The 19,054-nt window shown below is 64.9% G+C and carries 17 protein-coding genes and 1 tRNA gene; 6 read left to right on the plus strand and 12 right to left on the minus strand.

Annotation, left to right across the window (positions count from 1 at the left end; translation table 11 throughout):
* Positions 1 to 25: 25 nt before the first annotated feature.
* Complete coding sequence (locus C9J49_RS09405; protein ID WP_107181341.1) at positions 26 to 1,240, minus strand: aspartate aminotransferase family protein; 1,215 nt, start codon at positions 1,238 to 1,240, stop codon at positions 26 to 28.
* A gap of 182 nt (positions 1,241 to 1,422) precedes the next feature.
* Between C9J49_RS09405 and C9J49_RS09410 the strand changes: the two genes are divergently transcribed.
* On the plus strand, positions 1,423 to 2,043 hold the full coding sequence (locus C9J49_RS09410) for a class I SAM-dependent methyltransferase (RefSeq protein WP_107181342.1): 621 nt from the start codon (positions 1,423 to 1,425) through the stop codon (positions 2,041 to 2,043).
* 14 nt (positions 2,044 to 2,057) lie between these two features.
* Here C9J49_RS09410 and C9J49_RS09415 read toward each other — a convergent pair whose 3' ends face one another.
* The 3 genes from C9J49_RS09415 to fabV form a co-directional block, all read right to left on the minus strand.
* The gene (locus tag C9J49_RS09415) at positions 2,058 to 3,035 is read right to left on the minus strand and encodes a GlxA family transcriptional regulator (protein WP_181454273.1); all 978 of its coding nucleotides are present in this window, start codon (positions 3,033 to 3,035) and stop codon (positions 2,058 to 2,060) included.
* Positions 3,036 to 3,150: 115 nt separating this feature from the next.
* Positions 3,151 to 3,360 carry a hypothetical protein gene (locus tag C9J49_RS09420; RefSeq protein WP_107181343.1) on the minus strand — a complete coding sequence of 70 codons (210 nt, stop codon included), beginning with the start codon at positions 3,358 to 3,360 and terminating at the stop codon, positions 3,151 to 3,153.
* Between the two features lie 54 nt (positions 3,361 to 3,414).
* Complete coding sequence (gene fabV, locus C9J49_RS09425) at positions 3,415 to 4,626, minus strand: enoyl-ACP reductase FabV (RefSeq protein ID WP_107181344.1); 1,212 nt, start codon at positions 4,624 to 4,626, stop codon at positions 3,415 to 3,417.
* A 168-nt stretch (positions 4,627 to 4,794) separates the two neighbouring features.
* Here fabV and C9J49_RS09430 point away from each other — a divergent pair, with 168 nt between their 5' ends.
* Positions 4,795 to 5,187: a hypothetical protein gene (locus C9J49_RS09430; RefSeq protein ID WP_107181345.1), complete on the plus strand. Its 393-nt coding sequence runs from the start codon at positions 4,795 to 4,797 to the stop codon at positions 5,185 to 5,187.
* Positions 5,188 to 5,191: 4 nt separating this feature from the next.
* On the opposite strand, the gene C9J49_RS09435 is transcribed toward C9J49_RS09430, so the two are convergent.
* Positions 5,192 to 5,677, minus strand: coding sequence for a glutathione peroxidase (locus C9J49_RS09435; RefSeq protein ID WP_035593856.1), 486 nt, complete (start codon positions 5,675 to 5,677; stop codon positions 5,192 to 5,194).
* A gap of 118 nt (positions 5,678 to 5,795) precedes the next feature.
* Positions 5,796 to 6,344: an NUDIX hydrolase gene (locus tag C9J49_RS09440; RefSeq protein WP_046079513.1), complete on the minus strand. Its 549-nt coding sequence runs from the start codon at positions 6,342 to 6,344 to the stop codon at positions 5,796 to 5,798.
* 132 nt (positions 6,345 to 6,476) lie between these two features.
* Between C9J49_RS09440 and C9J49_RS09445 the strand changes: the two genes are divergently transcribed.
* Positions 6,477 to 8,129 (plus strand): acyl-CoA dehydrogenase family protein, encoded by a 1,653-nt coding sequence (locus tag C9J49_RS09445; RefSeq protein ID WP_107181346.1) that lies wholly within the window; start codon positions 6,477 to 6,479, stop codon positions 8,127 to 8,129.
* 24 nt (positions 8,130 to 8,153) lie between these two features.
* On the opposite strand, the gene C9J49_RS09450 is transcribed toward C9J49_RS09445, so the two are convergent.
* A complete protein-coding gene (locus tag C9J49_RS09450) occupies positions 8,154 to 8,771 on the minus strand; it encodes a LysE family translocator (protein ID WP_035593860.1) in 618 nt (205 codons plus the stop codon).
* Between the two features lie 173 nt (positions 8,772 to 8,944).
* Between C9J49_RS09450 and C9J49_RS09455 the strand changes: the two genes are divergently transcribed.
* A complete protein-coding gene (locus tag C9J49_RS09455) occupies positions 8,945 to 9,559 on the plus strand; it encodes an exopolysaccharide biosynthesis protein (RefSeq protein WP_046079515.1) in 615 nt (204 codons plus the stop codon).
* Between the two features lie 22 nt (positions 9,560 to 9,581).
* Entirely contained in the window at positions 9,582 to 10,394 is an 813-nt protein-coding gene (locus C9J49_RS09460; RefSeq protein ID WP_046079516.1) for a DUF1206 domain-containing protein, read from the plus strand.
* Between the two features lie 882 nt (positions 10,395 to 11,276).
* Here the strand turns inward: C9J49_RS09460 and C9J49_RS17165 are convergent.
* A tRNA-OTHER gene (locus C9J49_RS17165) sits at positions 11,277 to 11,354 on the minus strand.
* A 660-nt stretch (positions 11,355 to 12,014) separates the two neighbouring features.
* On the opposite strand from C9J49_RS17165, the gene C9J49_RS09465 reads away from it, so the two are divergent.
* On the plus strand, positions 12,015 to 12,617 hold the full coding sequence (locus C9J49_RS09465) for a hypothetical protein (protein ID WP_146612979.1): 603 nt from the start codon (positions 12,015 to 12,017) through the stop codon (positions 12,615 to 12,617).
* Positions 12,618 to 12,748: 131 nt separating this feature from the next.
* Here C9J49_RS09465 and brxL read toward each other — a convergent pair whose 3' ends face one another.
* From brxL to C9J49_RS09485, 4 genes are read right to left on the minus strand one after another with little or no spacing between them, the layout of a single operon-like run.
* Positions 12,749 to 14,809 (minus strand): BREX system Lon protease-like protein BrxL, encoded by a 2,061-nt coding sequence (gene brxL / locus C9J49_RS09470; protein ID WP_107181348.1) that lies wholly within the window; start codon positions 14,807 to 14,809, stop codon positions 12,749 to 12,751.
* Between the two features lie 13 nt (positions 14,810 to 14,822).
* Positions 14,823 to 17,156 carry a BREX-1 system phosphatase PglZ type B gene (pglZ, locus tag C9J49_RS09475; RefSeq protein WP_107181349.1) on the minus strand — a complete coding sequence of 778 codons (2,334 nt, stop codon included), beginning with the start codon at positions 17,154 to 17,156 and terminating at the stop codon, positions 14,823 to 14,825.
* On the minus strand, positions 17,153 to 17,761 hold the full coding sequence (locus C9J49_RS09480; RefSeq protein ID WP_107181350.1) for a hypothetical protein: 609 nt from the start codon (positions 17,759 to 17,761) through the stop codon (positions 17,153 to 17,155). Before C9J49_RS09480 ends, pglZ begins: the two co-directional genes overlap by 4 nt.
* Positions 17,758 to 19,053 (minus strand): AAA family ATPase, encoded by a 1,296-nt coding sequence (locus C9J49_RS09485; protein ID WP_107181351.1) that lies wholly within the window; start codon positions 19,051 to 19,053, stop codon positions 17,758 to 17,760. The genes C9J49_RS09480 and C9J49_RS09485 overlap by 4 nt, the downstream gene beginning before the upstream one ends.
* Position 19,054 lies beyond the last annotated feature (1 nt).

Here is a 19,054-nt window from a genome sequence, read left to right on the forward strand (position 1 = left end):
GATGCGTCCATGGCGTGGCCGCGGCTCACTCGGATGCCACCAGCCGGGCGATGGCCCGCTCCAGGCGCGCCATGCCCTCGGCGATGTCGGCCTCGGGGATCACCAGCGACGGCGCCATGCGCAGCACGTTGGGGCCGGCGACCAGCGCCATCAGGCCCTCGTCGATGGCCAGCGGCAGGATGTCCTTGGCGCGGCCCTCGTAGGCATCGGTCATCTCGGCGCCGATCAGCAGGCCCATGCCGCGAATGTCCTTGAACACGCCGTGCTTGCGGTTGATGGTCTCGAGATGCTCGCGGAACAGGTCGTGGCGACGCTTGACGCCCTCCAGCACCTCGGGGGTGTCGATGTGCTCCACGGCAGCCAGGGCCACGGCGGAGGCCAGGGCATTGCCGCCGTAGGTGGAGCCGTGAGTACCGATGGCCATGGCCGGCGCGATACGGTCGGTGGTCAGCATGGCGCCCACCGGGAAGCCACCGCCCAGCGACTTGGCACTGCTCAGGATGTCCGGGGTCACGCCGTACTGCATGTAGGCGAACAGCGTGCCGGAACGGCCCACGCCGGTCTGCACCTCGTCGAAGATCAGCAGGGCGTCGTGCTCGTCGCACAGCGCACGCAGGCCCTGCAGGAACTCGGGGGCGGCGGGCAGGATGCCGCCCTCGCCCTGCATCGGCTCGACCATCACCGCGCAGGTGTCGTCGCCCATCAGCTCGCGCACCGCCTCGAGGTCATTGAACTCGGCATGAATGATGCCGCCCGGCACCGGCCCGAACCCCTGGGCGTACTTGGGCTGGCCGCCGACGCTGACAGTGAAGAAGGTGCGGCCGTGGAACGACTGGCGGAAGGAGATGATCTTGTCTTTGTGCTCGCCATGGGTGTTGTAGGCCCAGCGGCGCGCCAGCTTCAGCGCGGCCTCGTTGGCCTCGCCCCCGGAGGAGCACAGGAAGACCTTGTCGGCGAAGGTGCGCTCGACCAGGGTACGCGCCAGCTCAAGTGCCGGCTCGTTGGTATAGACGTTGGAGAGGTGCCACAGCTTGTCGGCCTGCGCCTTGAGCGCGTTCACCAGCACCGGATGGCAGTGGCCCAGGGCGTTCACCGCGATGCCGCCGGCGAAGTCGATGTACTCACGGCCTTCCTGATCCCACAGGCGGCTGCCCTCGCCGCGCACCGGGATGGTCTTCTGCGGTGAGTAGTTGGGCACCATGTACTGGTCGAAATCGCTGCGGGTCGGGGTGTGGGTCATGACGTTCTCCGTTGTCTCGAGCCGAACTCGTTCAGGATGAATCGGGGATCATTCGAGTATAGGGAGCCCCCTGCCGAGGGTCTTTCAGCAATGGGACGACGACTTGTGAAAAAAGCAGGCGCCCGTCGAGGCGCCTCACGGTGCGATCGGCTAAGGTGACGCCAGACCGAGGAGGCTTCTGGATGTTCAATACCACCGCCTGGAACCGGCTGCGCTACGACGCCTATGCCCCGATCTACGATGCCGTGGCCGAGCGCGCCTTTCGCCGCGCCCGGCAGGCCGCGCTCGGACAGGTGCACTGGCGCCCCGGCATGCGCGTGCTGCTGGTGGGTGCCGGCACCGGGCTCGACCTGCCCTGGCTGCCACGGGACATCGAGCTGCACGCCACCGATCTCAGCCCGGCCATGATTCGGCGCCTCGAACGGCGCGCCGGGGCGCTGCATCGCGACGTCCAGGCCGACGTGATGGACGCCGAGGCCCTCGACTATCCCGACGGCCACTTCGACGTGGTGGTGATGCACCTGATCCTGGCGGTGATGCCCGACCCGGCCCGCGGCCTGGCCGAGGCGCACCGGGTGCTGGCCGACAACGGCCAGCTGTGCGTGATGGACAAGTTCCAGGCCGACGCGCGTCCGGCCGGGCTCGGCCGACGCGCGCTGAACCTCGTCACCTCGGCCATCGCCACCGACATCACCCGCCAGGCGCGGCCGCTGCTGGACGACGCCGGCTTCGCCGTCGAGGCCGACCGGCCGGTGATGATGGGCACGCTGTTCCGCGCCCTGCTGGCGCAAAAGCACGCCTGACGACACCGAAACCCTCAGCCCAGACGCTCTTCCCGGGGCGTGATGCCGAAGTGGTTGCGATAGGCGGTGGAGAAGTGCGCCGCAGAGGAAAAGCCGGTCTGCAGGGCGATCTCGCCGGCCGGGCGGTCGCTCTCGCGCAGCTGCTTGCGGGCCTGCTGGAGGCGCAGGTTGAGGTAGTAGCGGCTGGGCACCGCCTGCAGGTGCTTCTTGAACAGCCGCTCGAGCTGGCGCCGCGAGATGCCCAGGTGCTCGGCCAGCTCATGGGTGGTCAGCGGCTCCTCGATGTTGGACTCCATCAGCGCCACCGCGTCGATCAGACTCTGCGGGGCGTTGCCCAGCCGAGTGCGCAGCGGCACCTGCTGCGGCTCGTCACCCATGCGGATGCGCTCGAGCACGAAGTGCTCGGAGATGCGTTCGGCCAGCTCGGCACCGTGCTGACTGCCGATCAGCGTCATCATCATGTCCATGGCCGCGGTGCCGCCGCCGCAGGTCAGGCGGTCGCGGTCGATCTCGAACAGCTGCTGGGAGAGGCGCACCCGCGGGTAGTCGCGGGCGAAGGCCTCGAAGCGCGTCCAGGGCAGGGTCGCCCGGTAGCCCTCGAGCACCCCGGCCCGGGCCAGCACCTCGGTGCCGCCGCCGATGCCGCCCAGCACCACCCGGGCGGCGGCCAGCCGGCGCAGCCACCCGAGCAGCGCCTCGGGCACGCTGCCTGAGAGCGGTCCGGGGGCACAGACCAGCAGCATGTCGAGGGCCTGATCCGGCTCACCGGCCGAGGCCTCGGGCACCAGCGCCTGGCCGGCGGCGCTGGGCACCGGACGCGCGTCGATCGCATAGGTGGAGAGCCGGTAGAGGCTGCGCTCCGCCAGGCGATTGGCCACCACCAGCGGCTCGGTGGCGCAGGCCTGGGCGAGCAGCGAGAAGCCCGGCAGCACCACCACGCCCACGTGCCGGGACAGCGGCACGGCGGATGCAAGGGGTGAAGCGTCGGGCATGGGGGCTCTCTCGCGGGCGGAACAGAGCCCCATTCTAGGCCGAAGGCGCCGAGCGTAACAGCCGCGCGAATACGACGACGCCGGGCGCGTGCCCGGCGTCGTCGCATGACGCAACTCAGTCGGTCAGGCCGATCACCAGCAGGCCGACGATGACCACGGCCACGACCACGATCAGTGCGGGCAGCAGCCAGGCCATACCGCTGTCAGGCTCGCGGGCCTCGGGCTGCTCCACGTCCGGTTCCGGATGGTCGTAGTCCTCGGGCTGGCTGACCTCGTGCAGGTGTTCCAGCTCCTCGTCCGGCGTCTTGCTGTCCCGTGTGTCCATGGGCACCTCCTGGCGCATGAGTCGGGAAACGGGACGCCGGCGCGCCGGGCCCCGTTACAGGTTCACGACATCGAAGTCCCGCTCGGTCGCCACGTCGGCGTCGTAGTCGACGTCGTCGCGCTCGAAGCCGAACAGCTTCAGGAACTCGTGCTTGTAGCCAGCATAGTCGGTGATGTCGAACAGGTTGTCGGTGGTCACCTGCGGCCACAGGTCCTTGCAGGCCTGCTGGACGTCGTCGCGCAGCTCCCAGTCGTCGAGGCGCAGGCGGCCAGCCTCGTCGGTCTCGGCGCTGCCGCCCTGCCCTTGCGATGAATAGAGGCGCTCGCCGAACAGGCGGTTGAGCTGGTCGATGGTGCCCTCGTGCAGGCCCTGCTCCTTCATCACCTTGTAGACCATGGCGATGTAGAGCGGCATCACCGGGATGGCCGCGCTGGCCTGGGTGACCACGGACTTCAGCACCGCCACGTTGGCGCTGCCGCCCCGCTCGGCCAGGCGCTTGTCGATCTCGCCGGCGGCGCGATCGAGGTCTTCCTTGGCCTTGCCCAGGGCGCCGTGCCAGTAGATCGGCCAGGTGATCTCGGTGCCGATGTAGCTGAAGGCCACCGACTTGGCGCCTTCGGCCAGCACGCCGGCCTTGTCCAGGGCGTCGATCCACAGTTCCCAGTCCTCGCCGCCCATCACCGCGGTGGTGTCGTCGATCTCCTGCTGGGTCGCCGGCTCCACCTCGGCCTCGATGATGGCGTCCTTGTTGGTGTCGATGGCAGTGGCGCGATAGGTCTCGCCGATCGGCTTGAGGCTGGAGCGCTTCATCTCACCGCTGTCCGGCAGCTTGCGCACCGGCGAGGCCAGCGAGTAGACCACCAGGTCGACCTGGCCCATGTCCTGCTTGATCAGCTCGATGGCCTGCTCGCGGGCCTCGTGGGAGAAGGCGTCGCCGTTGATGGACTTGCTGTACAGCCCTTCCTGCTTGGCGAACTTGTCGAAGGCCGCGGCGTTGTACCAGCCGGCGGTGCCCGGCTTCTTCTCGGTGCCCGGCTTCTCGAAGAACACGCCCAGGGTATCGGCGCCGTAGCCGAAGGCCGCGGTGATGCGCGCGGAGAGGCCGTAGCCGCTGGAGGCGCCGATCACCAGCACCTTCTTCGGCCCGGCACTCTTGTCCAGGTTGCGGGCGCGGGTCGCCTCGATCTGCTCGAGCACGTTCTGCTCGCAGCCGACGGGGTGAGTGGTGGTGCAGATGAAACCGCGGACCTTGGGCTTGATGATCACGTTAGACCTCTTGGCGTTCGCAGCGGGGCGCCGGACAAGCGCCGCCCCGGTGAAAGGAAATTCGTACGTGGCGACATTCTAGCGGCCTCGCCCGGCGCTGTCCGCCCTTGAGCGCGGCCGCCGGCTGGGGCAGGATGCTCGCCATCCCCCCCACCCTCAGGAGATCCCATGGACGCACAGACCCTCGTCGACACGCGCGGCGACCTCTGGTTGGCGCTGGCGCCACTGTGGCTGGAGCGGGAACCGCGGGAGACCGACTACACGCGCATGATCGAGGAGATCGAGCGCCACGGCCTGAGCGAGCGCGAGCTGGAATGGGTGTTCCGCCTGGAGCTGGCCCCGGTGCTGACCCGCCAGCAGATGTCGGTGGCCGGCGAATGGCGCGAGTTCGACGACTACCGGCTGATGAAGCGCCTGGTGGCCCACAACCTGCGGCTGACCGGCTGGCGACGCCGGACCTGGGCGCTGTTCTCGGGGCTGACCACCATGATGGCTCGCCATCGCTTCAACGAGCTGATGGAGCGGCTGATGATCGCCCGTGGCCGGGACGTGCCCTCCTGACGACTCAGGATTCGTCGAGCGCCTGCTCCAGCGCCTCGATCAATGTCGCCTCGCCGTCGCGCGGCGAGAAACGCCGGATCACTCGGCCGTCGCGCCCCACCAGGAACTTGGTGAAGTTCCACTTGATCATTCCCGTGCCCAGCACCCCCGGCGCCGCTCGCTTGAGCTCGACAAACAGCGGATGGGTGCCACCACCGTTGACCTTGACCTTCTCCATCAGCGGGAAGGTCACGCCGTATTCCCGTTCGCCGAAGGCGCAGAAGGCCTGGGCCGATTCCGGCGACTGGTGGGCGAACTGGTTGCAGGGAAAAGCCAGCACGGTGAAGCCGCGATCGCGGTAGCGGCGATAGAGCCGCTCGAGATCGCGCAGCTGGGGGGTGAAGCCGCATTTGCTCGCCACGTTGACGATCAGCAGTACCTGGCCGCGCAGGGCGCGCAGGTTGAAGGGCTCGCCATGGGAAGTGTGGCAATCGTGATCATGGATGCTCATGGCGCGTGCTCGCAGTCTGATCCCCCACGATGCCACGCCGCATGGCGGGACGCCAGTCCCGGCGCGACCGTGCCAGCACGACGTCAGAGCGATGCCGGATAGCGTGCGAGCGGCCGATTCACGCGCGCCCCTCCAGCCGCCCGCGCTGCCACAGGGTCTCCACCGCCTGGCGGGTATCCGGTGTCACGCCATCCAGCGCCATCGCCTCTTCGGGCGAACACCAGAAGGCATCGGCGACCTCCTCGGCCTGCAGCGTGAGCGGCCCGTCGTAGTCGACCAGATAGGCGCTGCCGAAGATGTGGTGGCCATCGGCGTCATACACGAACTCCAGCACGTGACGCAGCGGCTCGCCGATGATGCCCAGCTCCTCGGCCAGCTCGCGCCGCGCGGCCTGGTGTACCGATTCCCCGGCCCCGACCACGCCGCCGGCGGCCAGGTCGAGACCGCCCGGGAACACCTCCTTGGTCAGGGTGCGACGCTGCACGCACAGCTCGCCGGCGGCGTTGCGCACCACGATGTAGGTGGCGCGATGCCAGTAGCGATAGCGGCGCATGGTGGCCCGGGAAGCACTGCCGCAGGGCCGGTTGTGGGCGTCCACCAGCTGGATGCTCTCATCGGCGATACGGGGGGCAGGCAGCGGCGCGGGCGCCAGGGCGTCGTCGGTCATCGTGGCTCTCCGATGAAATGCCTTCAGCCTACTCAGTCAGGCCCCGAGCGTCACGCGTCATCGCCTCGCCGGCTTTGACCGGCCCGCCGGCAGCCGCCATGCTCAGGAGAGACCGCTGGCCGGAGGTCCGCCATGCACGATCACGCGCCCCGCGACCGGCTGGCCACCCACACGGTGGCCAACCAGCCGCCCCCGCCCGAGGACCGCGACGCCCTCGTCGACGACATTCCGCTCCAGGAGGCGCTTGCGCGGGAGGCACCGGACTGGGTCGCCCGCCGACTGGCCTCGCTGGGCCGCGAGGTCGGCAGCCGGAGAGTGCAGGCACTGGCCGAGGCAGCGAATCACCACCCGCCCGAACTCAGGCTGTTCGACCGGCACGGCCGGCGCCTGGACGAGGTCGTCTATCATCCCGCCTATCACGAACTGATGCACCTGGCGCTGGACCACGGCTGGCACGCCGTGGCCTGGCAGGAGGAGGGCCGCGGCGGGCACCAGGCCCACGTCGCCGCCCTCTATCTGCTGACCCAGGCCGAGCCGGGCTTCTGCTGCCCGGTGACCATGACCCACGCCGCCCTGCCGGCGCTGCGCGCCTCGTCCGAAGCCATGACAGAGTGGTCGCCGAAGCTGCTGGCCTGGGACTACGATCCCCGCCCGCTGCCCGCCGAGCAGAAAAGCGCACTGACCTTCGGCATGGCGATGACCGAGAAACAGGGCGGCAGCGACGTGCGCGCCAATACCACCCGGGCACAATCCACCGGCGACGGCTGGCGGCTGACCGGCCACAAGTGGTTCTGCAGCGCGCCCATGTCCGACGCCTTCCTGACCCTGGCCCAGACCGGCGACGGCCTGGGCTGCTTCCTGGTGCCACGTTTCGCCCCCGACGGTACGCGCAATCCCATCGAGCTGCAGCGCCTCAAGGACAAGTGCGGCAACCGTGCCAACGCCTCGGCGGAGATCGAGTACCGCGACGCCTGGGCCCGGCCGCTGGGCGAGCCCGACCGCGGCGTGGCGACCATCCTGTCGATGGTGCAGCAGACCCGGCTGGATGCCGCCACCGCGCCGGTGGCGATGATGCGCCAGGGGCTCGTCGAGGCCTGGCGCTTCGTGCGCCATCGCCAGGCCTTCGGGCGGCGGCTGGCGGAACAGCCCCTGATGCGAACGCTGATCGCCGACATGAGCCTGGAGGTGGAAGCCGGCGTGGCGCTGACGCTGCGCACCGCCCGAGCCTTCGACGGCGCCGCGCGAGGCGACGACCACGAGCGCGCCCTGGCCCGGCTACTGCCGGCGCTGGCCAAGTACTGGCACAACAAGCGCGCGCCGGGCTTTCTGGCCGAGGCCATGGAGTGCCTCGGCGGCATCGGCTACGTGGAGGAAACGCCGCTGGCGCGGCTCTACCGCGAGGCGCCGGTCAACTCGATCTGGGAGGGCTCCGGCAACGTGATCTGCCTGGACGTGCTGCGCGTGCTCGGCCGTCATCCCGAGGCGCTGGCCGCGCTGCGCGATGAGTGGGATGCGGTGAAGGGCGAGTCCGCCGAGCTCGACCGCGCCCAGGCCGGACTGGAGGGTCTAATGAACGAGCCGTCCGAGACGCTCGAGCCACGCGCCCGCTGGCTGACCCAGCGCCTCGCCCAGTGCCTTCAGGCCGCACTGCTGCTGCGCCATGCCCCGCCGGCAGTGAGCCACGGCTTCTGCCGTAGCCGGCTGGGCGAGCATGCAGGCGGCGCCTACGGGGTGCTGCCCCCCGATGCGCCGCTGGACGAGATTCTCGCCCGCCTGCCGAACTGAGGCCGGCTAGCGAAATCGAGCGGGCTAGAGGATCGGCCCGGACACCACCCGCAGCGCCAGGGCCAGCAGCAGCAGCCCGGTGATGCGATTGATCCAGTGCGCCCGGGCCTGCAGCCAGGGCAGCACCCGCGAATGGGAGAGACCGACGGCCACCAGCACGTACCAGCCGCCGTCGATGATCACCGCCGTGAGCACGATGATCGCCCGGGCCGCCAGGCTCATGTCCGGGGTCACGAACTGGCTGAGCAGGGCCACGAAGAAGAGGATAAGCTTGGGATTGGCCAGCGCCACCAGCATGCCGTCGCGGGCGGCCTGGCCTCGGGTGGTGGCGACCGCCTGGGCGTTGACCGCCCCACCGCGGCCGGCGCGCAGCGCCTTGATGCCCAGCCAGGCGAGGTAGGCCGCCCCGCCCCAGGTGACCGCCTGGAACAGCGTCGGGAAGCGCACGATCAGCTCGCCAAGCCCCCACACGGTGAGCAGCGCGTAGAGCCCCACCCCCAGCGCGTGCGAGATCGCCGCCGCGATGCCCGGCACGCGCCCACCGCCCAGGGTATGACGCAGCACCATGGCCAGGCTCGGCCCCGGCGACATCGCGCCCATGGCACAGATCGCGGCCAGCGACATCCATAACGAAAACGGCATGACGGTCTCCTTGAGTCGATGATGGGGCGGCGACGCCTCCGCCCAGCAGGGCCTCCCTGGCCTCGCCCTGCTCCTCCGGCGAGGCGGGTAAGGACGGGCCGGACATCATACGATATCGTGTCGTGGGTTGCCCGGCCGGGCGGCCCCTCCTCGACCCGGACGCCAAGGACCGCATGAGCGACGACGCCCAGCAAGCTCCGCCCCAGAACAGGCCCAACAGCCTGACCACGCTGATCACCCAGGTACAGCAGGCCGGGCGGCAACGAGACGACGTGAGCCTGGAGGCGATCCTCGACACAGCGGGCCGGCGCAGCTTCGCGCCCTTCCTGCTGATCGCGGGGCTCATCACCCTGGCCCCGCTGATCGGCGACATCCCCGGGGTGCCCACCCTGATGGCCAGCCTGGTGGTGCTGGTGGCGGCCCAGCTGCTGATGGGCCGCAAGCACTTCTGGCTGCCACGCTTCCTGCTCGAGCGGCGGGTCTCCCGGGCACGCTTCGTGCGCGTCACCGACGGACTGTTACGCCCCGCCCGCTGGGTCGATCGCATCCTGCAGGCGCGGCTGGTCTGGCTCACCCGCGCTCCGGCCCATCTGCCGGTAGCCCTGACCTGCCTGCTGATCGGGCTGGCCATGCCGCCGATGGAGCTGGTGCCCTTCTCCGCCAACGGCGGCGGCCTGGCGTTGACGCTCTTCGGACTGGCGCTGCTCGCCGAAGACGGCCTGATGGTACTGGCGGCCTATCTGCTGACCGGCACGACCCTGGCCCTGGTGATCATCGGCCTCGCCTGACACCGCGACCCTGGAGCCCGCGATGCCAAGACCCGATTCACGACTGACGCGGGCCGTCGCCCTGGCCGCCGGTGCCGGCTACACCGCCAAGGGCATCGTCTATCTGCTGGTGGGCGGCCTTGCCTTCCTGGCGGCGATCGACCTGGGTGGCGACAATGTCGGCACCAAGGAGGCCCTGTTCGGCCTGGCCCGCCAACCGTTCGGCGACCTGATGATCACCGGGCTCGGAGGCGGACTCGCCGCCTATGCCGCCTGGCGTCTGTTCCAGGCCCTGCTGGACACCGAGGACGTCGGGCACGGCCTCAAGGGGCTGGTCACCCGACTGGGCTTTCTGATCAGCGGGCTCATCCACGCCAGCCTCAGCGTCTACTGCCTCGACCTGCTGCGCGACGCCGCCGAGGCTACGAACAACGGCACGGCCAGCGACCACACCGCCCAGGTGATGAGCCATCAGGGCGGGCTCTACGTGATCTTCGCCGTCGGCCTGGTATTCATCGCCATCGGCCTGCGGCAGCTGTGGCGAGCCATGCGGCAGACCTATCTCAAGAACTGGTACCGCCAGGACCTGGGGCCGCTGCAGCGGCGGCTGGCCGACATCGTCACCCGCTGGGGGCTCTGCGCCCGCGGCCTGGTGTTCCAGATGATCGGCCTGTTCCTGTGCCTCGCGGCCTGGCGCACCGACCCGAGCGAGGCTCAAGGCCTCGGCGGCGCACTCAACGTGCTGGCCGCCCAGCCCTTCGGCCCCTGGCTGCTCGGTGCGGTCGCCCTGGGACTGGCGAGCTACGGCCTCTACTGCCTGATCAACGCCGCCATTCGCGATACCAGCCTCGACTGATGCTCCAACCGGCGCGGCAATCACCCACCGCCACGAGCCGTTGTCGACCGATAAAAAAACAGCGGCCCAACAAGAGGCCGCTGCCAAAACAGGGAATGTGTCATGCAGCAAGCAAGACACGCCTCGATTATCCCTCGCCGACCTCCGCACATTGCTTCAGTAAGCCCTGATAAAACAGGCCTTATCAGCGCTTAAAAAAGCTCTCGTATACGAGAGCAATCTTTCGGAAAAACAATAACGTAGACAAGGACCACCCGCATCGTTTCAACGACAAGAAAACAACTGATTCAGGTCAATGAAGTGTCTTTTCCGATGAATCGATTCAATGACAATCGCGACGTTTTCGCTCGATTAAACACCTGCTAAACGGGAAGAAATGCAGGACCAAAAAAAGCCGCCCTGAGGAGGCGGCGAGAGACCGTGACTAGCAATGAGGAGAAGCCGACAACCGCTGACCCTAGCGGCCGTCAGCCGTGGCGGTTCATCAACGCCACGTCCTCAACGTAAGCGTTCCTCGCTCGCCCGTCAATGCAAATGCGAATATTTTTTATCTTTAGGCGTAACGCCATCCTCCCGAGCCAGGCCTCCGGGCATAAAAAACGCGGCCGGATAAGGCCGCGAAGGATACGGGGATGTGTCGGGCTGAGGGATGCCGACACCCTTCCAATATGCATACGCCACGGGAGGCGTAGTGAATCAATGAAAACTAATAAATGAACGCTGCTTGAGCTTTCGACGGACACAAGAGCCAGGACGCGGGGCAGTAAGGGCGCACAGGACAACGGGCACGACGAGACGATGACCGGCGTGGACACCTTGTTGACACTTGAAGAGGATCTAATTCAGAACAAGCACAAGGAGGGAGGTAAGTGCTTGATTTCATGGTACCGGTGGTCGGACTCGAACCGACAAGGGCTTGCACCCGGCGGATTTTGAATCCGTTTTTGACTAATTCACGGCCGCGCTTGCTACGGGACTTCCATGAAAAATCAGGAGCTTATAACCTTCCACTTCTTACACCTGCCATCGTGGTCGCACCTGATCTGCGACCAAACTGCGACCACCTGAGATCGGCTGTTGCAGCGGACGAGCTTCCGCTGCGTAGGAGATGGTTCTCTAACGTGGGGATTCCCAACACAAGGACTATGCTTCCCGGCCTGCTCTCGACCGACGGTGTCTCAGCCAGCCGCCGGACCATGAGGGCTGGGCACCGTTGCGGGCGCTCGGCGCGGAACCGGCCTGGTACCCGTCGAGACGCTGGAGCAGGTGGTGCGCTAGATCTTTGATCTCGCGGTGGCCGGTACCCTGCGCGACCTATCGCTAGAACTGGTCGGCTACTACGACACCGCCGCCTACAGCCACTTAGGGCGAGAGGAGATCTCGCTACCTTGGGAGGAGACACCACTGATCGACCGAGGCCGACCTCACTAGATCACTATGCGCTTGACCGTCTCGATCAGAGGGGATAGCTTACCAACTTGGTGTCGGGATACGCCTGCTAGACCCGCCTTGGCAAAGTGAATTCATTCCTGAAGCACTCTCCATCACTCCTCGGTATGCACCTCCGGGAGGCTAAGCGGGTCATGCAGCCCTATTCGATACCAACAGGAGATGATGGCCATGAATCGTGCCGATCCCTTCTTGAATACCCCCTCGTATGTCCACCTGAATCCAAAGGCTTTTCTGGAAGACCTATCCCGTCTCGCCAAGGCTGAGCGTACTCACGCCAAGCAGAATCGCCCGATTGGTGAGCGCATGGGGCATTCCCAGTGCCTCGAGCGGATTGCCAAGTACAGTGGCTACTCACACTGGGGAAAGCTTCGCGAGGTCATCCTCGCAAGTGGCCCTCCCAGCGGTACTTCGTTCTTGATGGACCAATCGATATATCAGCGTGTCTGCCAGGGGCTCGAAAAGGCCGTGCCCTTTGCGGTGTATGGCTATGCCGTAAGAGATGCTCGTCGACAGCTCGCCGAGCTTGAAATTGAACGAGCTGCGGATTGCCGTATCCCGCCGGAGGAACGTATGCCTCCTCCCTACCCTGGTTCACAGGCTTACGCTAACCATGACGAAGTCGCCATAGCTCCGAAGATCGAGGAGTGGTACCAGGCCGTGTTCTCGTCCGCAGTGATCCATCACGTTGTGCATACCCTAGAGCAGGAAGGACCTTGGGTGGACAATCAAGGCGACCTGATCTTCGAATTCGAACTGCCTGGCGAAATGTAGAGCTCTGTGTTGACAGACTGAGCCTGGTCAGGAATCAGCAGCCCCAAACCGTTGGGCGGCTGGCTCCCTAAACCGGCAGACATGGCCTGAGCCCTGTATTGCACGGGACTCAGGCCTCTAGGCATATTTAACTACTCACCTAACGATTTCAAAAGCGCATCTCGGGCATCCAAGTAGAATTGGATGTCCACCTTCGTGGCCATCTCATCAGAGAGATCGAAAAGCATCTTGCGGCATGTTACCGGCATCAGAATAGCGGTGGCGCCTTTCTCCACGGCGATCTCTACTAGGGTAACCGGGTTGTGTACTGGCTCGATGGACCCACCGAGGTTGATCTCGCCGACCACGATCAGGCCGCCGCGCAGGCTTCGCTTGAGCAATGACGAGCTCATGGCGATCAGGGACGCCACCCCCAGCTTGGTGCCGGCCTTGGCAGCATCGAAAGCACGCAGCTGCACCGTGAACTCATGTTGGCGTGGTTCCTTGTCACCCACCAGCTGACCGGCGCGAGTGTAGAGGTTCTGCTCGGCATAGCCGATACTCTCACGAAACGCAGGGGGCACAGGCTTGTTGAGAATCTTCACGCCGGTGCCGGGGCCTTCGTTCACCTCGATTCGGAACAGGCCAGGATGTTCTTCCTGACCACTGGCCCCCTGACCACCAGGACTGATGCTCCAAACCTGACCAGGCTCAAGCGGATCGTTGCCAATGCTGTTGTCGCTCTGTAGCTCTGGTGTGGCCACAAACTTCTCTACACCGTCTTCTCCCATGGTGTAGCTGAAGTGGGTGTTTCGGAACTCGGCCGCGCCGATGCGCTTTTGCTGTTCCTTGACCCGCCGGCGGGCCTCCATGGCGATATGGATGGCCCACTCGAGGTCATTGTCGCTGGGCGCGAGGTCATCGCCTGGGTAGAGCAGCTTCAACAGGCCGCTGGCGGTCTTGTTAACCGCATTGGTGTCACGCCCCGACAACGCGCCTCCGAAGAACACCCGACCCTGCCACTGCGAGACTCGGCTCTGGTTGCGCAACTGGCTCCAGCACTCGGAGAGGAAGTCACTGACCAGACCGAAGTGATCGGTCAGTAGCTCCTTGCTGACCTTGGGTACATCCCAGCCCGGCAGGAAGGCATGGATGCGATCCATGAAAGCGGTGTCCTGCCGCATCTCCTCCGGCAGAGGGCCGAACAGATGCCCGATGCGCTGCTGGTGTTCCACGTCTACGTCGAAGTTGCCTACCAGCACGATGGAGCCATCGGCCCGAATGCTCTCCTTTCCTCGAGAGAACTCACCGCTCTCCATGTAGCCCTTCATGATGTTGACGCCATCCTTGCTATCGAAGGAGATGCCGGACACCTCGTCGAAGCAGACGACGTCGTACTGGCACACCAGGCCCCGCTGGCCATTAGCGTTATTGACGAACATCTTGGCCACCGTGGCCTTGCCACCGGAGATCAAGTGGGCGTAAGGCGAGACCTGCTGGAACAGATGGCTCTTGCCGGTGCCACGGGGCCCCAGCTCCACAACGTTATAGTTACGCTCCACGAAGGGCACCATGCGCAGCAACATGGCGTCCTTCTCGCGTTCGCTCAAGCCACCGGATTCGATCCCTGTGGAGCGCAAGAGGAAAACCTTCCACTCCTCGGTGGTAAATTCGCGGCGGGCACGGGACAGTTCGTCAAGCACATCACGCTTTGAAAGCTGAATCTCACGCAGGGCACGGATACCGAAGGGACGTCCCCCCTGCTCCTGGGCGATGCTGGCGTCGTACTCCAGTGTAAGCTCGGCATAGAAGCCTCCGGTGAGCATGCGCTCGTGCTCGCTAACCAACTCATCCGGAATACGCACATCGTTCAGGCGCAGACTGGGCAGACTGGCCATGTAGGTATCGTTCTTGGTGTCGAGCCGCGCCTGGATCAGGTCGATGATCTTGATCTCGCCCTTCTCACGGGCACGCGCCTTGAACAGTTCCTCCTCTCCGGCCTTGATCGTGCGTGACTTGAGCTGCCGCTGCACGACTTCCAGGCCTTCCTCGATCTCCTCCGGATCGGTACTGGCACAGTAGCGGCCCAGCAGAAACTCCACCACGTAAGTCGGCACCGGGAACTGGCGGGCAAAGGTGCGTACCAAGTCCTTGCGAACCAGAAAGCCATCCAACTGCTCGGCGGCCTTGCGATCCAGATCATCGAGTTCCATGACGTCTCCCTTGTCAGTCATCACCGCCGATGGTGGTGGAGCGCTGGGCGATGATCTGCCCGGCGCTATCCAGAATGACGACCTGGGCTGCCGCGCCCTCGAGGTCGTCATCGTCGACCACCACCGATGACTTACCTCCTGCCTTGAAGGGCTTGGGGGACAACACCAAGCTGCTAGCTGGATCCGCGGCATGTCGGCGTAAATCCAGGGTCAGTCCGTCACTGTCACCCTCTACAGCCAGTGTACAGCGGAAGCCTTTCCAGACCAGGTCGTCGATCACCACGGTAGGCTTGGGGCCAGCCGTACCAGTAACCACCAGCTCCGGCGTCACGCACTCCTGCAGGCTCAAGCCGCCATGGGTATAGGTTTCCCCCGCCTTGAAGCAATCAATGCTCTCCGCCAAAGCGAAATGCACCTGTTCATTCCAGTACCAGGGGAAACGGGCCGCTTCGGTATGAGCCCCCTGTTTGAGCGCCGCACAGCGACCCCATTTGGTGTCTGCCAGGCTGGCCGGCAGTTCGGTCTTGGACAGCTCCCCTGGCAGCAGTAGCCAGCCATGATCTGTCACCACCCGCACCTGGTGCCATCCCTGAGCCAACAGGGCTTGGATGCGCTCTGCCACTTCCGCCAGCATGTCATCTACGTGCTGCGCGAGCTTCCAGCCGCGTTCGTGTCCTGCATGGTCGATATCACCAAACTCGCACCAGGCAGGCTTAGAGGTATCCAGCGTCTCCTTGTGCAGCTGCTCTACCTGACGGCGCTCCAACACCTGCCAGCCATGATCGCGTAACAGCTTCTTGAACAGGTGATGGGTAATCGGGGTGAACTGATAGCCCTCCGGCTCTTCATGGATGGCGTCGCTACCAAGGATCGGCGCGACCGCATACTTACCGGTACCCGTCACACTAGGCAGCGCGGCCCAGGTAGTGTGCTCCTGGATCTCCAATCCTCGCCTGGAAAGCCGCTGAGCCAGCCGTTTGCCGCAATCCAGACGCAGACCATCCACGAACAGCACGCACTCCCCCTGTCGCGCATGGGACGAGCCTTCACCACGCTTGAGACCATCCACGCCCGGCCTCCAGACTTGCTGCAGGTGGCGGGCGGCTTCATCGGCCCAGCGATGATAGACGCTACGAATCGCCGTGAAGATGGCTTCCTGCTCGCGCTGGCCGGTCACTTCGGCCAAGGCACGGAGCACTGCATCATCGGCCTTCCACCCCTCGCAAGCGTAAAACTTGCGCATATCCTCGGCCTGCCCCCCCGCTAGGCTGCGCTGAGTGACTTTTGCCAGAACGGCAAGCGGCGCCAGAGCCATGGCCAGTGGGCTTTCCCCCAGGTCGGCCCATACCCAGTCGCGACGCATGCAGTGCTCACTCTCCAGCACCTCGAGCCGCTCGCGCGCCTGGTGGGCCGGCTTGTTGTTCAGCTCACACAACGCATGATAAAGCCTCTCCTCCTCTTGCTGATTGAGCTGAGGCCAGACCGCCATCTCTTCCGGGTCGGGGAAAAGCCCCAGATCAGGCGGCGTGAGCCGGCGAAGTTGCTCGATCAGCTGAGGATAACGATGAGGCGCCTCGGTGAAGCGCAGCCACACCGTCTTCCAGTTACCCTGGCGCTGGGTCAGCTTTTCCAAAGCTTCCAACACGCTGTGCCGCTCAGGATGGATGCCAAAACGGGAGTGGCACACCTGGCAGAAGGCTCGCCATTCGTGACTGGACACACCGTCCTTCATGGCCTCGGGCTGATTGAGCCAGTCCAGTAGGTCGCGCACCGGATCGCCACCGGTCAGCAGAGTGTTGAAAGCATCAGCATCCAGGTGGCGGCTCTGCAGCTCGGTTATCGCCTCTTTGAGCAAACGAGGCAGCGCGGCGAGAAGTGCCTGGCGAGTGGCGCTATCCCTGGCGATATCGAGATCCAGGCCACCCTGTTGGGAGGAAAGAAACGCCAGCGGCGTCCAGTCCTTGGCATTCACCTGGGACCAGATCACGCCCCGATACTGCAGTTCGGCCAATGGCTTGAGCGCTTCCGGGCACTCGCTGACGGCACGCAGATCCTGGCGGCCTACTCCAGGCAGATAGAGAATCGGTGACGTCTCAGGGTCGTATGTCATGCCCTCGAGGGTGCCGGCAATGGCGCAGCGCAGCCAGATGGCCGGGCCACTGCGCTTCTCAGGAGCGTAGTCTCCTAATACAAGGAGCTCAGGTAGATCTGCCTGGATCTGAGTGATCACCGGCTCCCACAGCCGCTCACGGTCAGGCCACAGGATGCAGGCTGGAGCGGCCTGCACGTCCGGGTTGTAAGCGGCAGCGCTACGAATGGTTTGCTTAAGCTGATCCAGCGGGGTCATGTCAGCAGTCCTTGTCGCATGGCTTCCTGGAACACAAAGGGAGAGCGTTTGCGCAAAAACTCGGCAGTGTAATCGCCTTCTACAAAACCCTGAAAGTGTCTGGCTCGCATTTCGCAGTTACCCGGATCGTCCAACCTTAACTGGGCAATGGTGTCATCGACCCGTTGGCGACGGGCTCCATCCAGTTCAGGTGAGGGATAGATGTCGCCGCTGACCAGCTCCAGCCGGAACCAGCCGTCTTCTACCTGCAAGGGATCAAGCACCTTGTTAACCTCGCCCTTGCGGCTGTTCATCACCGAACAGGCTAGGCGATAGTTATCCCATTCGTAGGCCAGGTCCGGCCGCGGCGACTTAGCCACGAAGTGGTCCACCGTTGCGCCGCCGGTAACCCGCTCGATATACACACAGAGATAGGCGCAGATGCCACCATAGCGCTCATGCAGGTCAGTCAGGCACTCTCGCCAATAGGTCGGGAGCTCCCGGCTCTTGCCGGCAGGCAATGGCTGAGGCCGGAGCCAACCGCGCTCCTGTAGCCAGGCACGGCCACGCTGCCTCACGCGCCCATCGAATTCTGCAGGTTCCGGCTGAGGCACGACATGAATCATTCCAGCCACCCCTTCTGCTCCGCCACAAACCGCCAGCGCATCCAGAAGGGGTCGGTGTCGCCGAGCACCTCGCGTAGCCGCTTATCCAGCTCCACGGCTTCGTTCTTACTCAAGTCCTCGCGTTTGAGAGCCTCGGAGGCGTCGTTCAGCGTCTGCTCGGCCTCTTCAGAGCGTGCACTGGCCAGATCGAAGGCCTCGCTGGTCAGCCAGCGGCTGGCATCCCCGCGTCGGATAAACTCACGCCGCGTCAGCTTCACCTGTGGCACCTGGTTTTCTTTGTCCTGACAGATATCCAAGTCAAACCAGGCATCTTGTTGATGATCGAACCAGGGCTCGACAGAGGCCATGATCAGCGGAGAGTGAGTCGCGGTGATCAGCTGAGTCTCAGCCTCCTGCGCCAGGCTATCCATCAGATTCAGCAGAGCCGGCACGATCTTGCGTTGCCAGCTCGGGTGCAGATGAGACTCCACCTCATCAATCAGGAAGATGACCTGATGGGCCTCAGGTTGCTGGAGCAGCTTTGCGGCTTGACGATGCTCCTGCCATGCCCAGACCAGGAAATAGGCCAAGGCCATGATGCGACGCATTCCTGACGAGGCATAAATGACCGGCACATCTTGCTGATAAGGCATGCGCACCGTCGGGATGTCCCTAACGTCATCCAGGCTCACGCGTGTCAGCTCGCCAGGGGTCAGAAGTTCTTCGGGAGAAGGCGAGAGCACTTCCAGCACCTTTTTCAACTGCTGGAAGGCCTGACCATTCTCCTTCTGCCAACTTGCCCAGTCACGGATCAGGCCGTTACTTAGCCATTTTTCATCATCAGTACGCAGGCCGTCCCAGACCTCCGCCGGGCTGAAGACATAGGCGGGCTGTCGTTCCTGGGTATCCAGATTCTTGTGCGCTATCCAGTAGTTGCGCGCCGGATCCCAGACGGCAAAGCTCCCATCGGACATGGCATAGAGCACCAGACCAGGGTTGGAGGGGCGACCTGGCCGCCCCGTCCAATCCTGGACCTTGGGCTTGAAGGTGCTGGTGTAGTGCTCGGCCTTGGCCTTGCCGGTGAACTCAAAAGTGATCTTCCCTTCACCTTTTGTGGGCCGTGCCATATTGCCCGACGTCAGTTTGGGGTTGATCTGCGCCGGCCACTTACGCGTCAGCGCCCACCAGGCGATATCCAGCAGGAAGCTCTTGCCAAGTCCGTTATCGCCGGTCAGCAGATTGAGCCGCGAGCCGAAGTCCAACGTCATCTTGGGCGCAGGCCCTACGCCTTGGATTTTCAGTGATTTGAGCATC

The organism is Halomonas sp. SL1 (assembly GCF_003030865.2).
GTDB classification, from domain to species: domain Bacteria; phylum Pseudomonadota; class Gammaproteobacteria; order Pseudomonadales; family Halomonadaceae; genus Halomonas; species Halomonas halophila.